Below are 17,609 nucleotides of genomic sequence, written 5' to 3' on the forward strand. Positions count from 1 at the left end.
TCTCCTTTTATTTCAATTTTGGAAACCATTGTTGATCCAAGAATCCTGAGAAAATCAGGAAGGACAGCATCACTGTGTTAAAGGTGATAAAGATCCCCAAAGCTTTGGTCCAACGATTGTCCGGTATAGGATCCAATCCTTTTGCTTTTCTTTCTTTATTGATGGTCTTTTTCTTACGAATCCAAGCATCATTGATAACCAGTCCAAGCCCATGGAAGAGCCCATAAGCGATGTAGTACCAGGTCACCCCGTGCCAGAAGCCCATGACCAACATATTGATAATATAGGCAACATTTGAGGTGGTAATTCGGCTCTTGAATACTTTATTGCGCATCAATACCATCACGAGACGCATAAAGACAAAATCACGGAACCAGAAAGACAAACTCATATGCCAACGATTCCAGAATTCCTTTAAGTCACGTGATTTAAAGGGACGATCAAAGTTGATTGGACTTTTAATTCCCATCAAATTTGAAGCTGCTAAAGCAAACATCGAATAGCCCGCAAAGTCAAAGAAGAGGTCAAAGCCATAAACATACATGACTCCCAGCGTTCCGATATTGAAGAATCCACCTTGAGACAAGGCATAGGTCTGCACATGTCCTAACAATAAGTGACCAAAAATATGAGCTAGGATAAATTTATAAAGGAAGCCATACATGATATACTTAACAGCTTGCTCCAACATATCCAATAATTCTTCACGCTCAGGAATAGCGTTATAATCCTCATTAAAACGCTTGAAACGATCAATCGGCCCACTTGAGAAGGTCGGCATAAAGAGCATAAAGCGTAAGAATTCCCAGAGTGTGAATTCTTTCAAGACACCATCTCGCATTTCGATGATCATTCCGACAGCCCGGAAGGTTAAATACGAAATCCCTAAAAATCCAAACAAGGATTGGTGCCCATTCTTGATTGCTGGCTCTACCTTCACAAAGATTAGAGGCAAGACAGACAAGAAGGAATGAAGATAGAAAATCCACTTATTGTCCGCTTTCTGACGATAAATCTTGTAGGAATACACAATCAAAATTTGCCAGACTACGTAAAAGAGCAGGGCATAAATTTGCTTGAGATTCGAACCTGTCAGCATCAAAATGATAAAGATCAGACTCACCAGTCCTTCATAGACCGGAAATCTCTTTTTGAAAAAGAGGCCCACAAAGATCGGCAAAAAAGCTAGAATGAGGTAGATAAAATAGATCGGTGTTCCATAGTGTTCTAAATGAGGGAGCTGTTTCAAAAACTCGATCATCGGTTGTTAACCTCGCTAATCAACCCTTTGATGTCGATTTTCCCGTTTGGTGTTAATGGCAGGCTGTCACGATAGAGGAATTTTGAAGGCATCATATAAGACATCATGATGTTTTCTAAATCTTCCTTAATGGCTTTCGTGATATCAATTTCGCGCTCAAATTGTTCTTTGACGCCCTCTTTTAAGATGACATAGGCCAAGAGATTTTGAACTTTGTGATCTTTATTATAACGCGGTACCGCAACTGCTGAGTCAATATACTTCGATTTGTTCAAGTTTTGAGAGACATCCTCTAGCTCGATACGATAACCGTTAAACTTGATTTGGAAGTCCATCCGTCCACCGTAGAGAAGGAGGCCTTCATCCGTCATGGTTCCGACATCTCCCGTATGGTAGGCTGGAAGACCTTCAAATTCGAAGAAGGCTTCTGCTGTTTTCTCTGGATTATTCATATAACCTTTTGAAACAGCTGGGCCAGATACGATGATCTCCCCTTGCTCACCATTTGGCAATTTGTTTCCTGCCTCATCAATGATGAAGGTTGGAGAATCTTCTTTGGTGTAACCAATTGGCAGACGTTTCAAAGTAGCTAACATCTCATCTGTTACGGCTACAGCCGAAAGAGCTACAGTTGCTTCTGTTGGGCCGTAGGCATTGATGATGCGTGCATTTGGGAAACGCTCGCGCAATTTCTGAGCAGTCTTGACTGTCAACTCTTCCCCATCAAAGTAGAAATGGGTGATTCCTGGCATTTTTTCAGCATTGAAATCTTCAGACAACATAGCCATATCTGCGAAAGATGGTGTTGAAGTCCAGATAGCAATCGGAAGAGAAAAGATGGTCGCAAAGAGTTGTTTGAAGTCTTGAGTAATGGCTGATGGAAGAGCAAAAAGCGTTCCTCCAAGAGCCAAGGTCGGTGCCCAGTACATGACAGACAAGTCAAAGGAATAGGGCGGTTGCGCCAACATTTGCGGACGCTCTGGCGTTGCAAATTCCTTGTCCGTAATCATCCAGTTGGTAAAGCTGAGCAAGTTATCGTGCGAAATTTGCACCCCTTTTGGCTTCCCAGTTGTCCCTGAGGTAAAGATGATGTAGTAGTTATCATCCCCTTTGACCGGATGTTTCAAGTCATAGGCATGCTGAGCCGCATAAGCTTCACGCACTTGCTCCAAGGACATGATTGGAGCAGCTGGGTTTTCCAATGGAAATTCATTGATGGCAATAATCAAGCTTGGCTCTGCTACTTCAACAATGGCAGACACGCGCTCCAAGGCAGAGTGGCTATCAATTGGGATATAGGCATGGCCAGATTTTGTCAAGGCCACAAAGGTTGCTAACATTTCATATTCTTGACCACCAAAGACCACTACAGGTGACTTTTCAGGAAGTCCCATTTGGTCGATGTGGGCAGCCAAGCTATCTGAATCAGCCTTCAATTGGCCATAGGTATGCTCCTCACCAAGGACATTGTAGACAGGATAGTCTGGTTGTAGTTGCGCATAACGTTCAATTGTCTCGATCATATCAGTAATTGGTTGGTTTGACACGGCTAGGAGTCTCCTTTTCTAAAATTCGTTGTAGATAAAGCCACCCTGACCTTGACCAAGGTAACTAAAGAAATAAAGTAGGGCTAGGAAAATGGCGAAATACAAGACCGTCTGCCCGATAAATTTATAAAGTGTTTTATGTTTCATAAGTTTCACTCTTCATTTTAATTGTTACTCACTATTTTACCATTTTTTATACCAAGTAAGCAATTTTAAACATAGTGAGAATGTCGTAGAAAACGTTATCATTTCAGATCATTCAAGCCGTTTAACGAAAGCATTTTTCTTTAATCAGTTTTCTGGTTGAAATCCTATTCTATTTCACAGTCCCCTGATGAATCAACTCCAGACACTTGTCCAGATCCACATCTCTCTCGAAATGGCTAGGTGTCCAAGGAATCTCTATATCGGGTAGAACACCTTGATCCGTCATTCCTTTACCTTGATCTACGCATAGACAACGAGAAGTAGGAAACATCAATTGATAATCGCCATAATCAACGGTACAACAATTGGAATAGTCTAAAATTCCGAGAGTCGGTCTACCTACCACCGTTACCTTCTTAAACTGCTTCATCATCTGAACAAAGTTGTCGCCAGAAGAACCGCAATAGATATCTGATAAGACAAAGATCCGTTCAGGATAGTGGCCACCTTTAACCTCTGGGAAGAATTCCTCGCTTTCTTGCTGATACAGTACATAACCTTTGCCTCGATGGCGGAGCAACTCCTCTTTCATATCTCCAAGCAGCTTGACTGTTTCAGGACTAATTTCTTCCTGTTGCATCCAGTCCTCAAAGTCTTTCAAGCGCAGATCAACATTACGTTCCGTGTAGAGAATTTCCATACCATCATCGTCCCAGTCAAGCGAATCATAGCCCTGATCCTTCTCTAAGCCTAGATGTAACAGAGGAAGATATAGAGAATCCGTCCCTCCGCCGTTCTGTCGGACATCAATGAGAAGAAACTTGACCTCCGTCATCATCGGCAAACACTCTTGATATACCCGACTAATGGCTCCTTCATCCATAAAATTATCCAGACGAAGATAAAGAATCTCATCGTCTAATCGTTTCCAAAAAATCTGATCTTGGATCGGTTCTCGACTGGGTACTACTTTAATGGTCTTTTCTATCCCTTCTCGAAGCAGGGTGACACTAGTTGACTGAGAGACCAAATCTGCCCATTCTCTATAATGTCTTTCTGGGGTCTTGCTGATAAAATAGGCTTTATGAAGAGAAGCTATCTGATCCAAGTCTCTTCCATCCAGAGCTAGGATCTGATCTCCTACTTGAAGACCCGTATCTTCATTAGCTTCCTCAACATACAGTTTCTGTCCATTTATTCTCAAAAGGAACCCTTTTTGACTGGCCTTTTTATCTCGAAAGGAAACATGCCCGATCACCCCAAAACTAGCTAGGTAAGCCTTAACTTGATAGAGAAAGGCATCATCTGTCATCTCATCTGTAATGTTTTCTCGAAAAGGCTCTGGATCGCATCCTTTTCGATCCTTGCTGGTAGATGAATCATGGGTCATAATAGAGACGACATCTTCAAAAATAGCAGTCTTTTTCATAAAGGATTCCTTCCATTTTTTAGAAACAGTATACCACTTTTTCTTAAAAAGTTCTTAAACCCCTAAAAAACTATCCTAAAGTAGGATAGCCGTTATAAATTCTTTCTTTTCTTCGCTTTCTTTGTCAGAGCGACATCACAATTTTCAATCTTGCTAATCAATAGATTGGCAAGGGCAAAATCATCGATGTTCGATTCCATATTTACCTCATAGTTCAAGGTCAGTTGTTCTCCAGCTTGGGCCGTTGTGACAGAAATAAAGTCAATTTCTGAACAACTTTTATCTAAAAACTGGCTGATTTGTTCTGCAACAGAATCTTGTTTTAAGACGGTAATGGTCAAATGACGGCGCCGTTGATGATCTGCCTTACTCTGTTTGTTCTCTAATACCAGCCACACTCCTAGTAAAGAAAGGGTTGATAAAATGGCCAATAAAAGATAGCCTGAACCCGCCGCTAGTCCTATAATCATAGCTAAGAAAATGGCAATCAACTCTCTAGAACCACTCGTAGCTGACCGGAAACGGATCAAACTAAAGGTCCCTGCCACTGCAATCGAGGTTCCCAAACTTCCATTGACCAAAAAAATCACTAAGGTCATCATACAAGGAAGCAAGGTCAAACTAATGACAAACTCTCGAGTGTAAAGTGTCCGGTATTTATAGGTCCAAGATAGGGCCATCCCTAGAAAGATGCTGACCAAAAGGGCCAGCAACAAGCGCAAGGGATCCACCGTTGCTGTGGCATTATTAAAAATAGAATCAAATAGATTAGACATAGGCAGCACCTACCGTTTCTTGAACTGGTCTTGGGGCATAATCCAAGCCTTGTGATTTATGATAAGCACAGCTATATTTTGAAAATTTCTGTTTCACCAAACCATACTTCTCTAAAATATCCTTTAGCCATTTAGGTTCTTGGCCAGGAGCCTTAATTTCCATGATCACGAAGTCATCCTCTAGTAGAGGTTCTCCTTTCTTCCCATCAAAAAGGCTAACAGCCTGGTCTCGAAAGACTAAGTTTTGATCGATTGTCACGCGAATCTTTTGATAAGGATAACCCTGAATGGATTTCTTTTCTTTGAGAGACAAGCGATCGTAATAAATGAACATCCGTGGTTCCAATCGATGACCATAACGTTTGCGCAATCTCTGAATCTCTTGCACTAAGTCTGGATCTTGTATCTGATGATCTACTTTCCCATCTATCATCAAGTTGATAATGGCTTGCGAAGTGGCGACTAGACGGAATTTATGGCCAATTCCTTCTTCATCTTTTGACTTCACCTCTAGAAATACTGGACTGTCTGCTTGAGGTTTTTCTATATAAGTCCGCATCCGAATTTTTTCACGGCGGTGTTGTTTGGCAAGAGCATCTTGAATGACATCAAAATTTTCCGTATCAAAATAAATGTTTGAAATGGTTGAAGTTGGGTAATCATCTTCTACGACGTATTCTTTTAAGTCTTTGATCAAGTCCTTCACGTCATCTTTTGCGACGATATATTTTGTTTCGATTCGTTTGAAACTTGTCTCAATTGTTTTTTTCATGTTTCTTCTCCTTTAAGGGGGATCTATTGTTTCTAACCTTCAGTAAGTATGAATACGACTTACGTGCTTTCTAGTTTAATGGGACTTTCTTAACCGGTCATTAAGCCAAACTTAAATAAAACTAAAGTTAAGGTTCCTTTCAGAAAAACTTTAGGAAACTTTCAGCTAGCAACTTTAGACTAGGAGCATATCAATTGAACGAGAGGAAAAGCTCATGAAATCAAACAAATGGAAATTTTTATTAACGGGGGCCGCAACCCTCACCTTACTGTCAGCTTGCACCCAGGCGTCATCACAATCAGCTACAAAAAGCAATACTGCACAAACAACCGCTACTTCTACTTCAAAAAATAAAACAAACAATCCCAACTATTTTACAGATAAGGACAAGGACACCTCTTATGATGAAAGCAAAGCCTCTACTGTAAAACTGTCTGGATCTTCTGCAAGTGTATCAGGTGACGGCGTTGCTGTATCTGGATCAACTGTGACCATCTCAAAGGCTGGAACCTATGTCATCTCTGGTGAATCCGATGGAGTTCAAATCAAGGTCGAAGCAGGTGACTCAGATGATGTTCACATCGTCTTGAAAGGCGTTACCATGACCAACACCAACGCGCCAATTTCTGCTACGAAAGCAGGTCATGTCTACCTGACTCTAGCAGATGGCACGACCAATACCTTGTCTGATTCAAGTTCAAACAATGATGAAGATGCCGATGCGGTGATCTTCTCTAAAGGCGACCTCACCATCAATGGTTCAGGTACGCTCAACATTGACGCTAAGAAGAACAACGGTATCAAAGCCAATGACACTCTCCATATCACAGGTGGAACCTATAAGATAACGGCTGTAGGAGATGCCTTCAACGTCAATGACGAACTCAATATCACTGGTACGACCATGACCATCGATGCAGATGAAGATGCCGTCAAGGTGGATAATGATGAAGATACTTCGGTCGGAACCATGTATCTTTCAGATAACAAAATGACCATCACCGCAGGAGACGACGGAATCCATGCTTCTGGAGATCTGATCATCGATAGCGGAACCTATGAGGTAACAGAGTCTGTCGAAGGTCTCGAAGGAAAATCGATCACCATCAACGGTGGTGATATCACCATCTACGCAACTGATGATGGTGTCAATGCAGCCAATGCTAATGCTAACCAAGATGAAATTTTCTTCACCATGAATGGTGGAACCCTCAACGTTGAAGTTGGCCAAGGCGATACTGATCCAATTGATTCGAATGGAAATATCACTGTTACCGGAGGAACCATTAAATTAACGGGACAATCTGGATTCGACTTTGATGGTACTGCTACCTACACTGGCGGAGACATCTATATCAACGGTGAAAAACAAACGGAAATTGTCAACTCCATGCCTGGAGGCGGTGGGGCTCCAGGCGGTGGCGGACCTCAAGGCGGTGGACCTCGCGGCGGTCATTAATAATAACAAATAAAGGCAGGATTTCTTCCTGACCTTTTTTTGTTACCCTTTTTATGATAGAATAGAAAATCAATCAGCTTATCGAAAGGAACATGATGAAAAAACAAACACTCCCTCTTTTCTTCACACTGTTGCTGTCTCTTCTTTTTCTATCAGCCTGTGTGCCGGACCTTAAGATCAACTTTAAAAAAGTACCCACTACTACCAGCTCAAAAAAGAAAACCTTTAAAAAAAGTAGCTCGAGTCGTTCTAGCCACCCGATTCGTTCAACTAGTTCAAATAGCTCAAGCAACTCCTCTAGCTCTCCTTCAACCACTACACAGCCCTCTTCTGACATCGTCACGACCGAAGGACTCCCTAAAAATGCTCAAGAAGCACCCAAAGATAAAATTTATGCGACAGGGAACTTAAAAGTAGCCTACTCTAGAAATGACGATAAAATTTTTGCACAGACGCCGGATTATGAAGGATATACCACCGCTCTTGTCCAAACAATTCTTGGAAGTCCTGAAAAACAAATAACAGACCCTGCTTATATTGCCGAATCTTTTGAAAATACCGAATTAGAAAATATTAAGGGGCTCTACCACGAGGGAAAAATCACAGGGGAACAAGCTCACGCCTTTTTGATGGGAGCTGTTGATCTCAAACAAGCTTCTAAATTCGGAGTAAACTACACCATTTACACCTATAAAAACAACACTATCCAACTGGTCTTTGACAACGACCAACTTCTCTATATTACTCCAAATCCTGATGTCGTCTTCTTTAAATAATTTACATTCTCGCTTAGACAAGCGAGAATTTTTGTTTCACATGAAACAAAAAACTCCCAACACATTCTGTTGGGAGTTCCCGAAGATTAGTCCTCTTCATATTGTTTTGGATTATAGAACCACATTCCTAGCCCTGCAAAAAGAGCAATAGTCATCAGAAGGAAGGCCACTTGATTTCCAATTTCTCCTGTCATCGAAATCGTTTGACGAAGACCAGAAACGGTATAGCTCATTGGCAAGAATGGATGAATGGCTTGGAAAAAGCCATTTGTCAAAGCAAGAGGATAGGTTCCTGCACTAGAAGCCAATTGCAAGAGCAAGAGGATCAAGGAAAGGAAAGCACCGATCTTTCTTTGCCATGTTGTCAAAGCAGTCACGATAGACATGAAGGCCACACTACCAATCACACAAAGGAAGAGCGTAGCCATCTCATGATTAGCTGATAAACCAATCAAGTGAACGGCACCATAGACCAAGACTCCTGCAATCACCGCAATCGTTCCGTTGACCTCAAAGCGAGATTTAAACCATGCCCAGCGACTTTCAGGATGACGACCGGATGGCAATTTTGCAAAGATCATATTGGTTGACAAGGCACAAACAAAGAGTGCTACAGAGATCATATAAGGAGCCATTCCGACACCATTCACCGGGACATTGTCACGGTCTGTTTTAGACAAAGTGACAGGATCTGCTAAGGTTTTAGCGTTTTCTTTTTCAGTTGTAGCCACATTCAATTGTCCCTTAGCATCGTTTAATCCTTGACTCAAGGTTTGGCTTCCTGTTGCTAATTCACCTAAACCATTTGTCAATGTTTGGCCACCTGCTGCTAATTTGCTGGACCCATCTGAGATTTGATTTGCACCGTCGGCTAGTTTATCAGCTCCGGTCACCAGTTGACCTGATTTTTCTGTCAACTGATTGACACCAGTGACAAGTTTATTGACACCACCTGCCAACTCTGGAGTCTTGCTGTTCAATTGTCCTACACCGTCAGCTAATTTTCCAGCACCAGCAACCAATTCACCCGACTTACCTGTTAATTGGGTCGCTCCTGAAGCCAGTTGATTCATACCTGATGTCAAGGCAGGCATCTTCCCATTTAACTCATCTAGACCAGAAGCCAATTGATTGCTTCCTGCAAGTAATTCTGATGATTTACTATCTAGTTGATCAACACCTGCTGCTAACTGACTAGCCCCATTTGTTAAAGTACTGCTATTCGTCTGAAGTTGGGTTGCTCCATTAGCGATTTTATCGACACCAGCTGTATAAGCTCCGATCCCTTGATTGATGGTTTGACTAGCTGGCAACAATTGTCCACTAACTGCGGATTGAATCTTAGACAAGCCACTTGACAAGTCTGTCAAGGTAGAAGAAGCTGTCGGTAAAACTTGATTGGCTGCCGTTTGCAGTTGTGTCAAGCTATTTCCTGTATTCAAACTACCTTGGATCGTTTGAATCGTAGTCAAGATTCCTTGAGCCGCCGTTTCACTCGAGCTTGGGCTCGATGAGATCGCTGCATTGATTTCCGCTTGTTGGTCAGCTGTCATTGCTTGATAGGCTGCTGTCCCTTGCACACTTGCAAGGGCATTTGCACGATCCGCTTGGGCTGAAGCAAGGATTGATTGAGCTGAATTCGCAATACTCGTCAATCCAGACGAAAGTTGACTGGTATCTACTGTAGCATTTTGAATCGCTGCATTTAATTGGTTTAAACCTGCTGCCAATTGATCAATCTGAGCGGATTGACTTGTAGAAGCTTGTAGCTGGCTTGATAATGTTTGAATACCTGATTCTAATTGTGAAACCCCATTTCGAAGGGTAGCAGATTGACTACTTAATTGACCCGCTCCCTCTGATAAAGTAGCGACTCCATTTGTATAGGTTGCTAAACCATTTGAAAAGTTTGACAGGCCTGAATTCAATTGACGCACACCATTGGTATAATTCCCAAGACCATCATTGAGGGTCCCCATACCGCTGGTTAACTGACCAACTCCTGAGGCCAACTGAGGGGTTTGACTCGCCATTTGATTGAGACCATTTCCTAATCGATCCACTCCGGTAGCGTAAGCCATCAAGCCTGTATTAAAAGTACCAAACCCATTATTTAATTGATTGACGCCAGATACCAAGTTTGGAAGTTGACCAGCCATTTGATTGAGACCATTTCCTAATTGACCAACACCATCTGTATAGGCTGCTAGACCCGTACGAAGAGTAGTCGCACCATCTGAAAATGCTAAGCTTGAACGAGCCAATGTATTCAAATTAGTAGACAGTGTTTGACCACCATCTTCCAATTTACTTGCACCATCTGCTAATTTAGCACTTCCATCTGCCGCTGTCCCCATACCAGATTTAAGCGATCCCATTTTGGAAAATAAAGCTGTTGTATACGTATTGGTCACTTTTTCGGCCACTGACTGCTTCATCTTTGTCATCGCAGTGTCGCTCATTTTCCCTGCGATAAAACTATGACCACTGGATGTTTGGTAATCAATGGTCATCTGTTCCGGATGATTGGTTAAGATGGAGCTAGCTTTCTTTGAAAGATCCTCAGGCAGGGTTACAATCATATAATAATCGCCATTTTTGAGACCATCTTTCGCAGCTTTCTCATCTACAAAATGAAAATCAAGTGAGTCATTGTCCTTCAAATTGGACACCATGTCTTTTCCTATTTCCATCTTTTGTCCATTATATGTAGCAGATTGATCCTTATTGACAACCGCTACAGGAAGATCCGAAACTTGGCCATATGGATCCCACATGGAAGATAGAAAAATAATATTATAAAGAGCTGGAATCAAAGCAACCCCAATCATGACAATGATAAATGTTGGCTTTTTAAGAATAGCCTTCCATTCTTTCATCATATTTTTTGTCTCCTTTTTATACACATTGTCTAAATTTCTGATATAATAGATTATACAGTTTCTAAAAATTTTCACAAGTAGGAAATCTTTGTTTTTAGACACTGTGTATAATTTTGTGCAAAAAGGATTAACAGATGACTGAGAGCAATAAACGAATAAAAACAAAACGAAATATCGAGGAGGCGATGGTTCGACTACTCGAAAAGGAATCATTCGACCAAATCACAACGGTTGAACTAGCACAAGAATCCGGCATTAGTCGCTCTAGCTTTTATACCCACTATCGAGACAAGTATGACATGATCGAGCGCTACCAACAAGCACTCTTTCACAAGCTTGAATATATCTTTGATAAACACCAAGATGACAAGCGCCAAGCGATTACAGAAGTGTTCGAATTTCTAACCAAGGAGCCACTCTTCGCGGTTCTTCTGACAGAGAATGGAACCAAGGAGATCCAGACCTTCTTACGACATAAATTACAGATTCTTCTGGTTGATAGTTTGCAAGAGCGCTATAGTCATAAATCATTAACAGATATTGAAAGAGTCTACAGTTCTGTCTATCTGACCAATGCCTTCTTCGGAGTCTGTCAAATGTGGGTTTCGCGCGGAAAAAAAGAAAGTCCTCAACAAATGGCTGAATTTTTAATGAAAATGTTACGGTAATAGTGCCTCCTGATCTAGATAGATCAGGATTTTTTTATTAGCAGGTTTAGGTTTTAAGAAAACAAAAAGGAGAGCAAACCCAGAAATCAACCCTTTAAGACAAAACAAAAAGCCCACTGTAGTAGGCTTTCTGCAAAGTATATCTTAAAATTAAAGCATTTTGTTATCATCACTTAAACATGTATAGTAATAATAAGGCAACCTAACTACCAAAAACATTGTATTTCAACAATCACTAACAAAGTGAGACATGCTGGGGTAACTTAAAGGGTAGTAAAAAAGGAACTAAATCTAATGAGTTCAACAGGCAAGAATTAAGCTCCAAAATTTGGGGCTTTTTTAAAATCTTTGACTTTTTTTGACCTTCACCCCCACCCCCTTAAAAATTAACCCTTATATTTAGAAAATCGACCCCTCCCACCGGTTCCCAGAAGCCGATTTTGATCGATTTTTTTCAATAGGGGGGTTCAAATTTTTTGGATCTGAAACAATCTGAAACGACATACAAACAAGAAAGCATACCCTTTGTTTTATGTTTCATTCTCATTCGCTATGAATTCCTTTTACTTATCTATTTTTGTGTAATCAATCTGATTTAAAAAATCATTCACCATGCAATAAGAACACACTGTTCATTAAATACCAATTGTTATTCATATTATAAAAGGAAACTAACTAATTATATTCTTCTGTTTCAATCTCACACAAGATCTAGACTTTAAATAAGATCCTAACTTTTCTTCTTCTAACTCATATAAGTTATTCACTTATTTAGTTACTAATTATATTTCTTCCTATCTTCTTTATCACATCTGACTTAGACATATCTTACATTCTGTCTAATTCGTTTATTCACCAAACCCCAAGCGTATCAAGGAACTACAAGATTTTAAAAAATGAATTGGCGTTTCCCTCGTTATGTCTAATTGGAAGAATTGAAAGATAAAAAGATAGGCCTAAGCCTATCCTCTACCTATTTTATCTTCTCAACTCATCGACTTTACTTTGATAATCATTGAGACCTTGAGCCACTAATACAGTTTTTCCATTCTCCAGTATTACATCTCCAGCCTGGTATCCTTCGTTTAGGTATGGCTCCGAATAACTACCCTTTATCTCTTTTTGAATTTGTTCAAATCTTTTCTCCCGAATAGTTTTTAATGCTTCATGTCTTGCTTCGAGAGTTAACAACATGACTATTTTTTCAGCGTCTTTTGCTACGTTTAACATCTGTTGAGTAGTGAGTTTCTTATTTGGTGTCAACCCGATTGTCATTAGCTTCTGACCGTATGACAGATTGTTTTTCTTTTCCTTTACTCCAAGTGTCATTAGTTTCTGTCCGTAAGACTGATCTTTGTTATTCTCAATGCTTTTCAGTTCTTCGATATTCGCATCGATTTTATCTAGGTTCTTTTTGATTACATTTTCCATAAACAAGTGTCGCCCTTGTTCTGGGACATGTTCGAGAATACTAGCAACCATTTCACGGGAAATTTTTTTCATGAACATTTGTTTATCTACAAAGCCATACTCTAACGCACGATCACAAGAAAACCATGTTTCTTCTTCCATTAAACTTCTAATAGTTTCCATTGGTAAACCTGTCTTGTTTTGATATGCCAAAGCGATACTATTGTTTACTACTTCTAGAGCTTCAATTTGTTTTTTATGCTCTTTAGTATTACCATACGTCCAAGCCATTGCGTTATGTATCATAAACAAACCTGTCGGGCTCATTTCTACAGTATCCCCAGCCATTGCAATCACACTGGCAATACTAGCACAAACTCCCACTATTTTTACTGTTACTTGTCCTTTATATTCTTTTAATCGACTGTATATTTCACTTCCTGTAAATACATCACCACCGCCAGAATTTATAATCACTTCTACGGGTTGAGAAGAAGACGGTAATTCAATATCTTGTAAGGCCGTGTATTCCTTCCCCTCTTTTTTATATGCTTCAATACTATTATTTGGGATAATTGCCCCTTTAATCTCAATCTTATTCATTTGTAAAAGCTCCTAACATTTTTTTAAAAAATCCTTCTTGTTTCCCTTGTGCTTTCAGTTCTTTCAAAGCCTGTTGCATTTTCATGTCTTCAATATATTCAAGTTCTTCCGCTTCTTTTCTTTTTTCATGGACACTTGCAAGCCATTCAACTTTTGAACTAAAACCATTTTCTTTCCAATAGTTTTCCATTTTAAAGTTTGTTAAATGTCTATTAAGTGTTGGCAAGCCAAGTTCTTCAAACTCCGCTTCCGCATGACGTGTAAATGAAACTTCTTCACCAATTCTAATGAAATAATTAAAATCACGATCTTTTAAAGGTGGGTAAGGTGTATATAATTCATCTACAAAATAATTTGTAAATTCAATTTCTGTACACTCTGGATGGTTCGTATATAGGTCGATCTTTGAAGGAAGAACTTTATTGTCGCCAAATTCCCCAAGTGCTTCACTAGCTTCTTTAACTATTTTTAAAATTGGAGAAAATACTTTTTCTTGTTTACTAGCAAGTTTTGTATTTACTTTTACTAACTCATTTAGATTTAAAGTAATTTCTTTTTTTAATTCAGTTGCTTTTTGATCCTTCTTTTTGCTAGTAAGATAACGATCAGAAAGAAGTTTATCCATTTTCTCAATTGACTTTGTTCGAAGTTCCCAATATTTTTTAATTGAGCTACAAATTTCTTCAACAAATTTAATAATTTCTTTACCCCCTGATAATGTACTGGCAATTTCTGGAATTAGTCCTAGTGATAGGTAATGATAATTATCGTTATTCTCTACACCAAAATAGGTAGATTTTTTATTAAATAAATTATAGTTTTGAACTAATTCAAAATAAATCTTTTTTGCGTCTTTAATTTCCATTGTTTTCCTCTTTTCTTTAAATTCCTACAAAAAAGAGACATGACAAAAACGAATTTTAAAAACGTCTTATGTCATGCCTCTTGTCTTCAAGTCAGCAATTATATTTTTGTCTGTTCTTTCGTCTCTACAAGTGTAACTACACCATTAGAGATCTTTAAATTTATTTCCCCAAATTCAGGGATCTTCACGTTTTTTATTATACCACGGTTCATAAAATATATCCAACCGTCATTTAGTTTATCCATTATAACCCCTCCCATTCTTCATCAAAATCTAAATTTAGCCCTGTACGATATTTATCACAAAAGTTACAAATTCGATTTAGAATACTGCTTAAATCATTTACAGATACATATTTTAACAACAATCTAGTTAGACTACTGTCCTTCTCTACACATAGGAAGTCTACCTTTGCATTTACCCTAAAATGAGTACCCAGTAAATATCCTATAAGTGCCTCCGAGGCTATATGAGCTGTTTCTTCTGTTTTAAAATCATATGTAAAATTAAATTCCTTTACATTGTATTTTTGTTTTATTTTCATTTTGCACCTCCTTTTTTTAATATTAGTAGGATTTTTTTAAACTGGTAGGAAAGTGTTGGAAAATTTTCCTACCAAATTAAGCCCGTCAAATCAACATTTTTCGCAAAAAGTTGGAAAGTTGGATTTTTTTACCAAAAATTAAACAACTTATAACATATATAGCTATTACTTATTTAATAAAAATACCTTTATTGTTAAATGTTGTTATTTTCCAACCAATCCTATAAAAGACTTTATACACCAAGCGTTTTCGTGGTTGGATTTTTCTATCAACATTCAAACCAGTTTTTTAAAAAAATCACTCCCCTTTACTCTCACAAGGGTTTACATGGTTGGAATTTCATTTTTAGTTTTCCTACCATTTTTTTAAAACTCCAACTATCCATTTTTAAAAAAACCAGATGTATTGAGTTTCCCGAATTTTATACCTTTCTTGTATTGCCAATTCTGTTGATTTTGTAAAGCCATTCTTATTTTAGCTTTCTGTTTTGGTGTAGGATTATCATTAAGATAAACTTCTTGAAAAAACAAGTTAACAGTTAAGCGATCACGTTCAACTAATTCCCCGTATTTTTCATCTAGTTTTTCTTCCTCACCATTTCCATTAAGCCAAATTCCATTAGTTAAAATTTCATGGATAAAATACTTTCTAACTTTATCATTAGGAGGGCTAAAATACATTCTTTCGGGATATGGGGTGTTAAGATATCTTTCAAGATCTTCTAATTCTTCATCTATAGCTTTATATTTGGCCCGTGTAGCGTTTACTAGGGCTTCTTGTTCATCTGATAGGGTTAACTCTTTATTATCCCTCCAAGCCTTAACCATTCCCCCCCAGAACCTCCTACGATCATTTTCAGTCCAGTTTCTACCTTTGTAGGAACTATCTTTATAGACTTCTGCAACTAGAAAACGGCGTTCTCCAGTTAAATCATTTAGGAAGTCGGGCTGGTTTGTTGCCCGTACAATAACAAAGTTTTTCAGTAATCGCCTATCAGTGCTACCATAAGGCGGGCGATATTCGATTTTTCTATCAGTTATGAACCTTTTTAATTCTTGGAAACTTGTTTTTTTAGTTGCTACCATTTCATCATCAAAAACGCACCAGTTTCGCACCATTCGGGCTTTATCGTCTTTATCCGTGAAAGTTTCAACGGTTGTGAAATATTGATCTGTAAACAAGCCTTCAAAAAATTGTGTTTTTCCTACTCCTTGTTTACCAGTCAAATCTAATACAAAATCAAACTTTACACTAGGATCAAACACTTTCGCAACTGCTCCACGGAAAAATAGATCAAATATTATCCGATTGTATTTACTATCTTCTACATTAAGATATTGACGTAAAATATTAAATGTTTCTGGTGGATCACCACAAGAATTATATTCCCTTTCACATTCTAGCAAGAATTTTTTCAAGGGGTTGTAACCTTGTGTACGGGCCACAACTTCCAAAGTGTCAGAAATATCGCTTTTTTTAAAATCCACTTTATATTTTTTTGCAATATATAGACGAATTTCTTTTAAAACACTATCATCTGCTACCCCAGTAAGCCCGTTATCACTATTAAGCTTTAATGAACCAACAATATCAATTTCATGTGTGAACTCATTGTATCTTAGATTTTCTTTTAGTCTACTATCGCCACTTATAATCTTACTCAAATTATCTAAACTAGAAGCCCAGCCTTTCCCTTTGGCCTTTTCAACTAAACCAAGAATATTATTTTCGGTTTCTGTTTCTCTTCTTTCCGTAAGGTTTGGAAAGTTCGGGGAAGCCCGTTCTTCTTGTATTGTCTTTTCTAATGCTTTTTTAACACTCATGTAGTAACCTCATAACGACTAATTAACTGTACAAAATCACGGGCAAGGGTTTTTCTTTTGACAATATTTGTAAAGATCTGAATGATAATATCTAATTCATATCCAGCTCCTACCATCATTTTAAGGAATGATGAAACTTCTGATCGATCATTAATTCCATAAGCCACAAATTCAAGCAATTGCCCACTAAATTCTAACCTATTCCCATTCCTAAGAGATCCGAGTTTATAGGTTTCATAGAGTTGTAAAAACTCTAATAATTCACCACTTAAATAACTGATCGGTAAATCACGGACTAAATGCCAGCCCCTATCTTCCAGTTCTTTAAAGCTTGTAACAATCTGGATCATCATTTTAGAACTTACTTGCTCTGTTAGATTTTCTCCAAGTGGTTCATAGTAAGGAAAAGCATACCAATCATTCTTTTTATAAACCTTTGTAGGGTTATTCCTCATAAAGTCAAAATCTGGTATTTTTTGTTTTTTAAGAAATATAATCACTTGCCTATACATCTTTTCACCTCCTCAAAATGCTCTATAATCTTCTTTTCGTTTTTCTTGTCAATTCCAGATGGCAATAACAAAAGATCCAACGGAGCATTATAAATCGCTTTATTAAATTCTATAGACGGTTCAAAATACTGTAT

16 protein-coding genes are annotated in these 17,609 nt (G+C 38.6%); 3 read left to right on the forward strand and 13 right to left on the reverse strand.

Annotated elements, in window-relative coordinates; genetic code table 11:
- Positions 1 to 7: 7 nt before the first annotated feature.
- The 6 genes from dltB to HMPREF2686_RS05500 form a co-directional block, all read right to left on the reverse strand.
- Complete coding sequence (gene dltB / locus HMPREF2686_RS05475; protein WP_049492700.1) at positions 8 to 1,261, reverse strand: D-alanyl-lipoteichoic acid biosynthesis protein DltB; 1,254 nt, start codon at positions 1,259 to 1,261, stop codon at positions 8 to 10.
- Positions 1,258 to 2,808: a D-alanine--poly(phosphoribitol) ligase subunit DltA gene (gene dltA / locus HMPREF2686_RS05480; RefSeq protein WP_021154127.1), complete on the reverse strand. Its 1,551-nt coding sequence runs from the start codon at positions 2,806 to 2,808 to the stop codon at positions 1,258 to 1,260. The genes dltB and dltA overlap by 4 nt, the downstream gene beginning before the upstream one ends.
- A gap of 18 nt (positions 2,809 to 2,826) precedes the next feature.
- The gene (locus tag HMPREF2686_RS05485) at positions 2,827 to 2,955 is read right to left on the reverse strand and encodes a teichoic acid D-Ala incorporation-associated protein DltX (protein WP_003002102.1); all 129 of its coding nucleotides are present in this window, start codon (positions 2,953 to 2,955) and stop codon (positions 2,827 to 2,829) included.
- A gap of 169 nt (positions 2,956 to 3,124) precedes the next feature.
- The gene (locus tag HMPREF2686_RS05490; RefSeq protein ID WP_070449565.1) at positions 3,125 to 4,384 is read right to left on the reverse strand and encodes a S41 family peptidase; all 1,260 of its coding nucleotides are present in this window, start codon (positions 4,382 to 4,384) and stop codon (positions 3,125 to 3,127) included.
- A gap of 92 nt (positions 4,385 to 4,476) precedes the next feature.
- Positions 4,477 to 5,160: a DUF4956 domain-containing protein gene (locus HMPREF2686_RS05495; protein ID WP_070449568.1), complete on the reverse strand. Its 684-nt coding sequence runs from the start codon at positions 5,158 to 5,160 to the stop codon at positions 4,477 to 4,479.
- On the reverse strand, positions 5,153 to 5,932 hold the full coding sequence (locus HMPREF2686_RS05500) for a polyphosphate polymerase domain-containing protein (RefSeq protein ID WP_070449571.1): 780 nt from the start codon (positions 5,930 to 5,932) through the stop codon (positions 5,153 to 5,155). The genes HMPREF2686_RS05495 and HMPREF2686_RS05500 overlap by 8 nt, the downstream gene beginning before the upstream one ends.
- Positions 5,933 to 6,146: 214 nt before the next feature.
- On the opposite strand from HMPREF2686_RS05500, the gene HMPREF2686_RS05505 reads away from it, so the two are divergent.
- Positions 6,147 to 7,391, forward strand: a complete 1,245-nt coding sequence (locus HMPREF2686_RS05505) for a carbohydrate-binding domain-containing protein (RefSeq protein ID WP_070449574.1) — start codon at positions 6,147 to 6,149, stop codon at positions 7,389 to 7,391.
- A 92-nt stretch (positions 7,392 to 7,483) separates the two neighbouring features.
- The gene (locus HMPREF2686_RS05510) at positions 7,484 to 8,167 is read left to right on the forward strand and encodes a DUF4947 domain-containing protein (RefSeq protein ID WP_083280261.1); all 684 of its coding nucleotides are present in this window, start codon (positions 7,484 to 7,486) and stop codon (positions 8,165 to 8,167) included.
- Positions 8,168 to 8,253: 86 nt separating this feature from the next.
- On the opposite strand, the gene HMPREF2686_RS05515 is transcribed toward HMPREF2686_RS05510, so the two are convergent.
- Positions 8,254 to 11,049 carry a YhgE/Pip domain-containing protein gene (locus HMPREF2686_RS05515; RefSeq protein ID WP_070449580.1) on the reverse strand — a complete coding sequence of 932 codons (2,796 nt, stop codon included), beginning with the start codon at positions 11,047 to 11,049 and terminating at the stop codon, positions 8,254 to 8,256.
- Positions 11,050 to 11,183: 134 nt separating this feature from the next.
- Here HMPREF2686_RS05515 and HMPREF2686_RS05520 point away from each other — a divergent pair, with 134 nt between their 5' ends.
- The gene (locus HMPREF2686_RS05520) at positions 11,184 to 11,717 is read left to right on the forward strand and encodes a TetR/AcrR family transcriptional regulator (RefSeq protein ID WP_049475073.1); all 534 of its coding nucleotides are present in this window, start codon (positions 11,184 to 11,186) and stop codon (positions 11,715 to 11,717) included.
- A 978-nt stretch (positions 11,718 to 12,695) separates the two neighbouring features.
- Here HMPREF2686_RS05520 and HMPREF2686_RS05525 read toward each other — a convergent pair.
- From HMPREF2686_RS05525 to HMPREF2686_RS05545, 6 genes are all read right to left on the reverse strand, one after another.
- Positions 12,696 to 13,730: a head maturation protease, ClpP-related gene (locus tag HMPREF2686_RS05525; RefSeq protein WP_023919949.1), complete on the reverse strand. Its 1,035-nt coding sequence runs from the start codon at positions 13,728 to 13,730 to the stop codon at positions 12,696 to 12,698.
- Entirely contained in the window at positions 13,723 to 14,595 is an 873-nt protein-coding gene (locus HMPREF2686_RS05530) for a hypothetical protein (RefSeq protein WP_070449583.1), read from the reverse strand. Before HMPREF2686_RS05530 ends, HMPREF2686_RS05525 begins: the two co-directional genes overlap by 8 nt.
- A 98-nt stretch (positions 14,596 to 14,693) precedes the next feature.
- A complete protein-coding gene (locus HMPREF2686_RS10570; RefSeq protein ID WP_023919951.1) occupies positions 14,694 to 14,840 on the reverse strand; it encodes a hypothetical protein in 147 nt (48 codons plus the stop codon).
- On the reverse strand, positions 14,840 to 15,139 hold the full coding sequence (locus tag HMPREF2686_RS05535; RefSeq protein WP_070449585.1) for a hypothetical protein: 300 nt from the start codon (positions 15,137 to 15,139) through the stop codon (positions 14,840 to 14,842). Before HMPREF2686_RS05535 ends, HMPREF2686_RS10570 begins: the two co-directional genes overlap by 1 nt.
- Positions 15,140 to 15,517: 378 nt before the next feature.
- Positions 15,518 to 16,963, reverse strand: coding sequence for a VapE domain-containing protein (locus HMPREF2686_RS05540; RefSeq protein ID WP_070449588.1), 1,446 nt, complete (start codon positions 16,961 to 16,963; stop codon positions 15,518 to 15,520).
- The gene (locus HMPREF2686_RS05545) at positions 16,960 to 17,475 is read right to left on the reverse strand and encodes a hypothetical protein (RefSeq protein WP_070449591.1); all 516 of its coding nucleotides are present in this window, start codon (positions 17,473 to 17,475) and stop codon (positions 16,960 to 16,962) included. Before HMPREF2686_RS05545 ends, HMPREF2686_RS05540 begins: the two co-directional genes overlap by 4 nt.
- Between the last annotated feature and the right edge of the window lie 134 nt (positions 17,476 to 17,609).

This window comes from Streptococcus sp. HMSC057G03, assembly GCF_001808745.1.
Classification (GTDB): Bacteria; Bacillota; Bacilli; order Lactobacillales; family Streptococcaceae; genus Streptococcus; species Streptococcus parasanguinis_Z.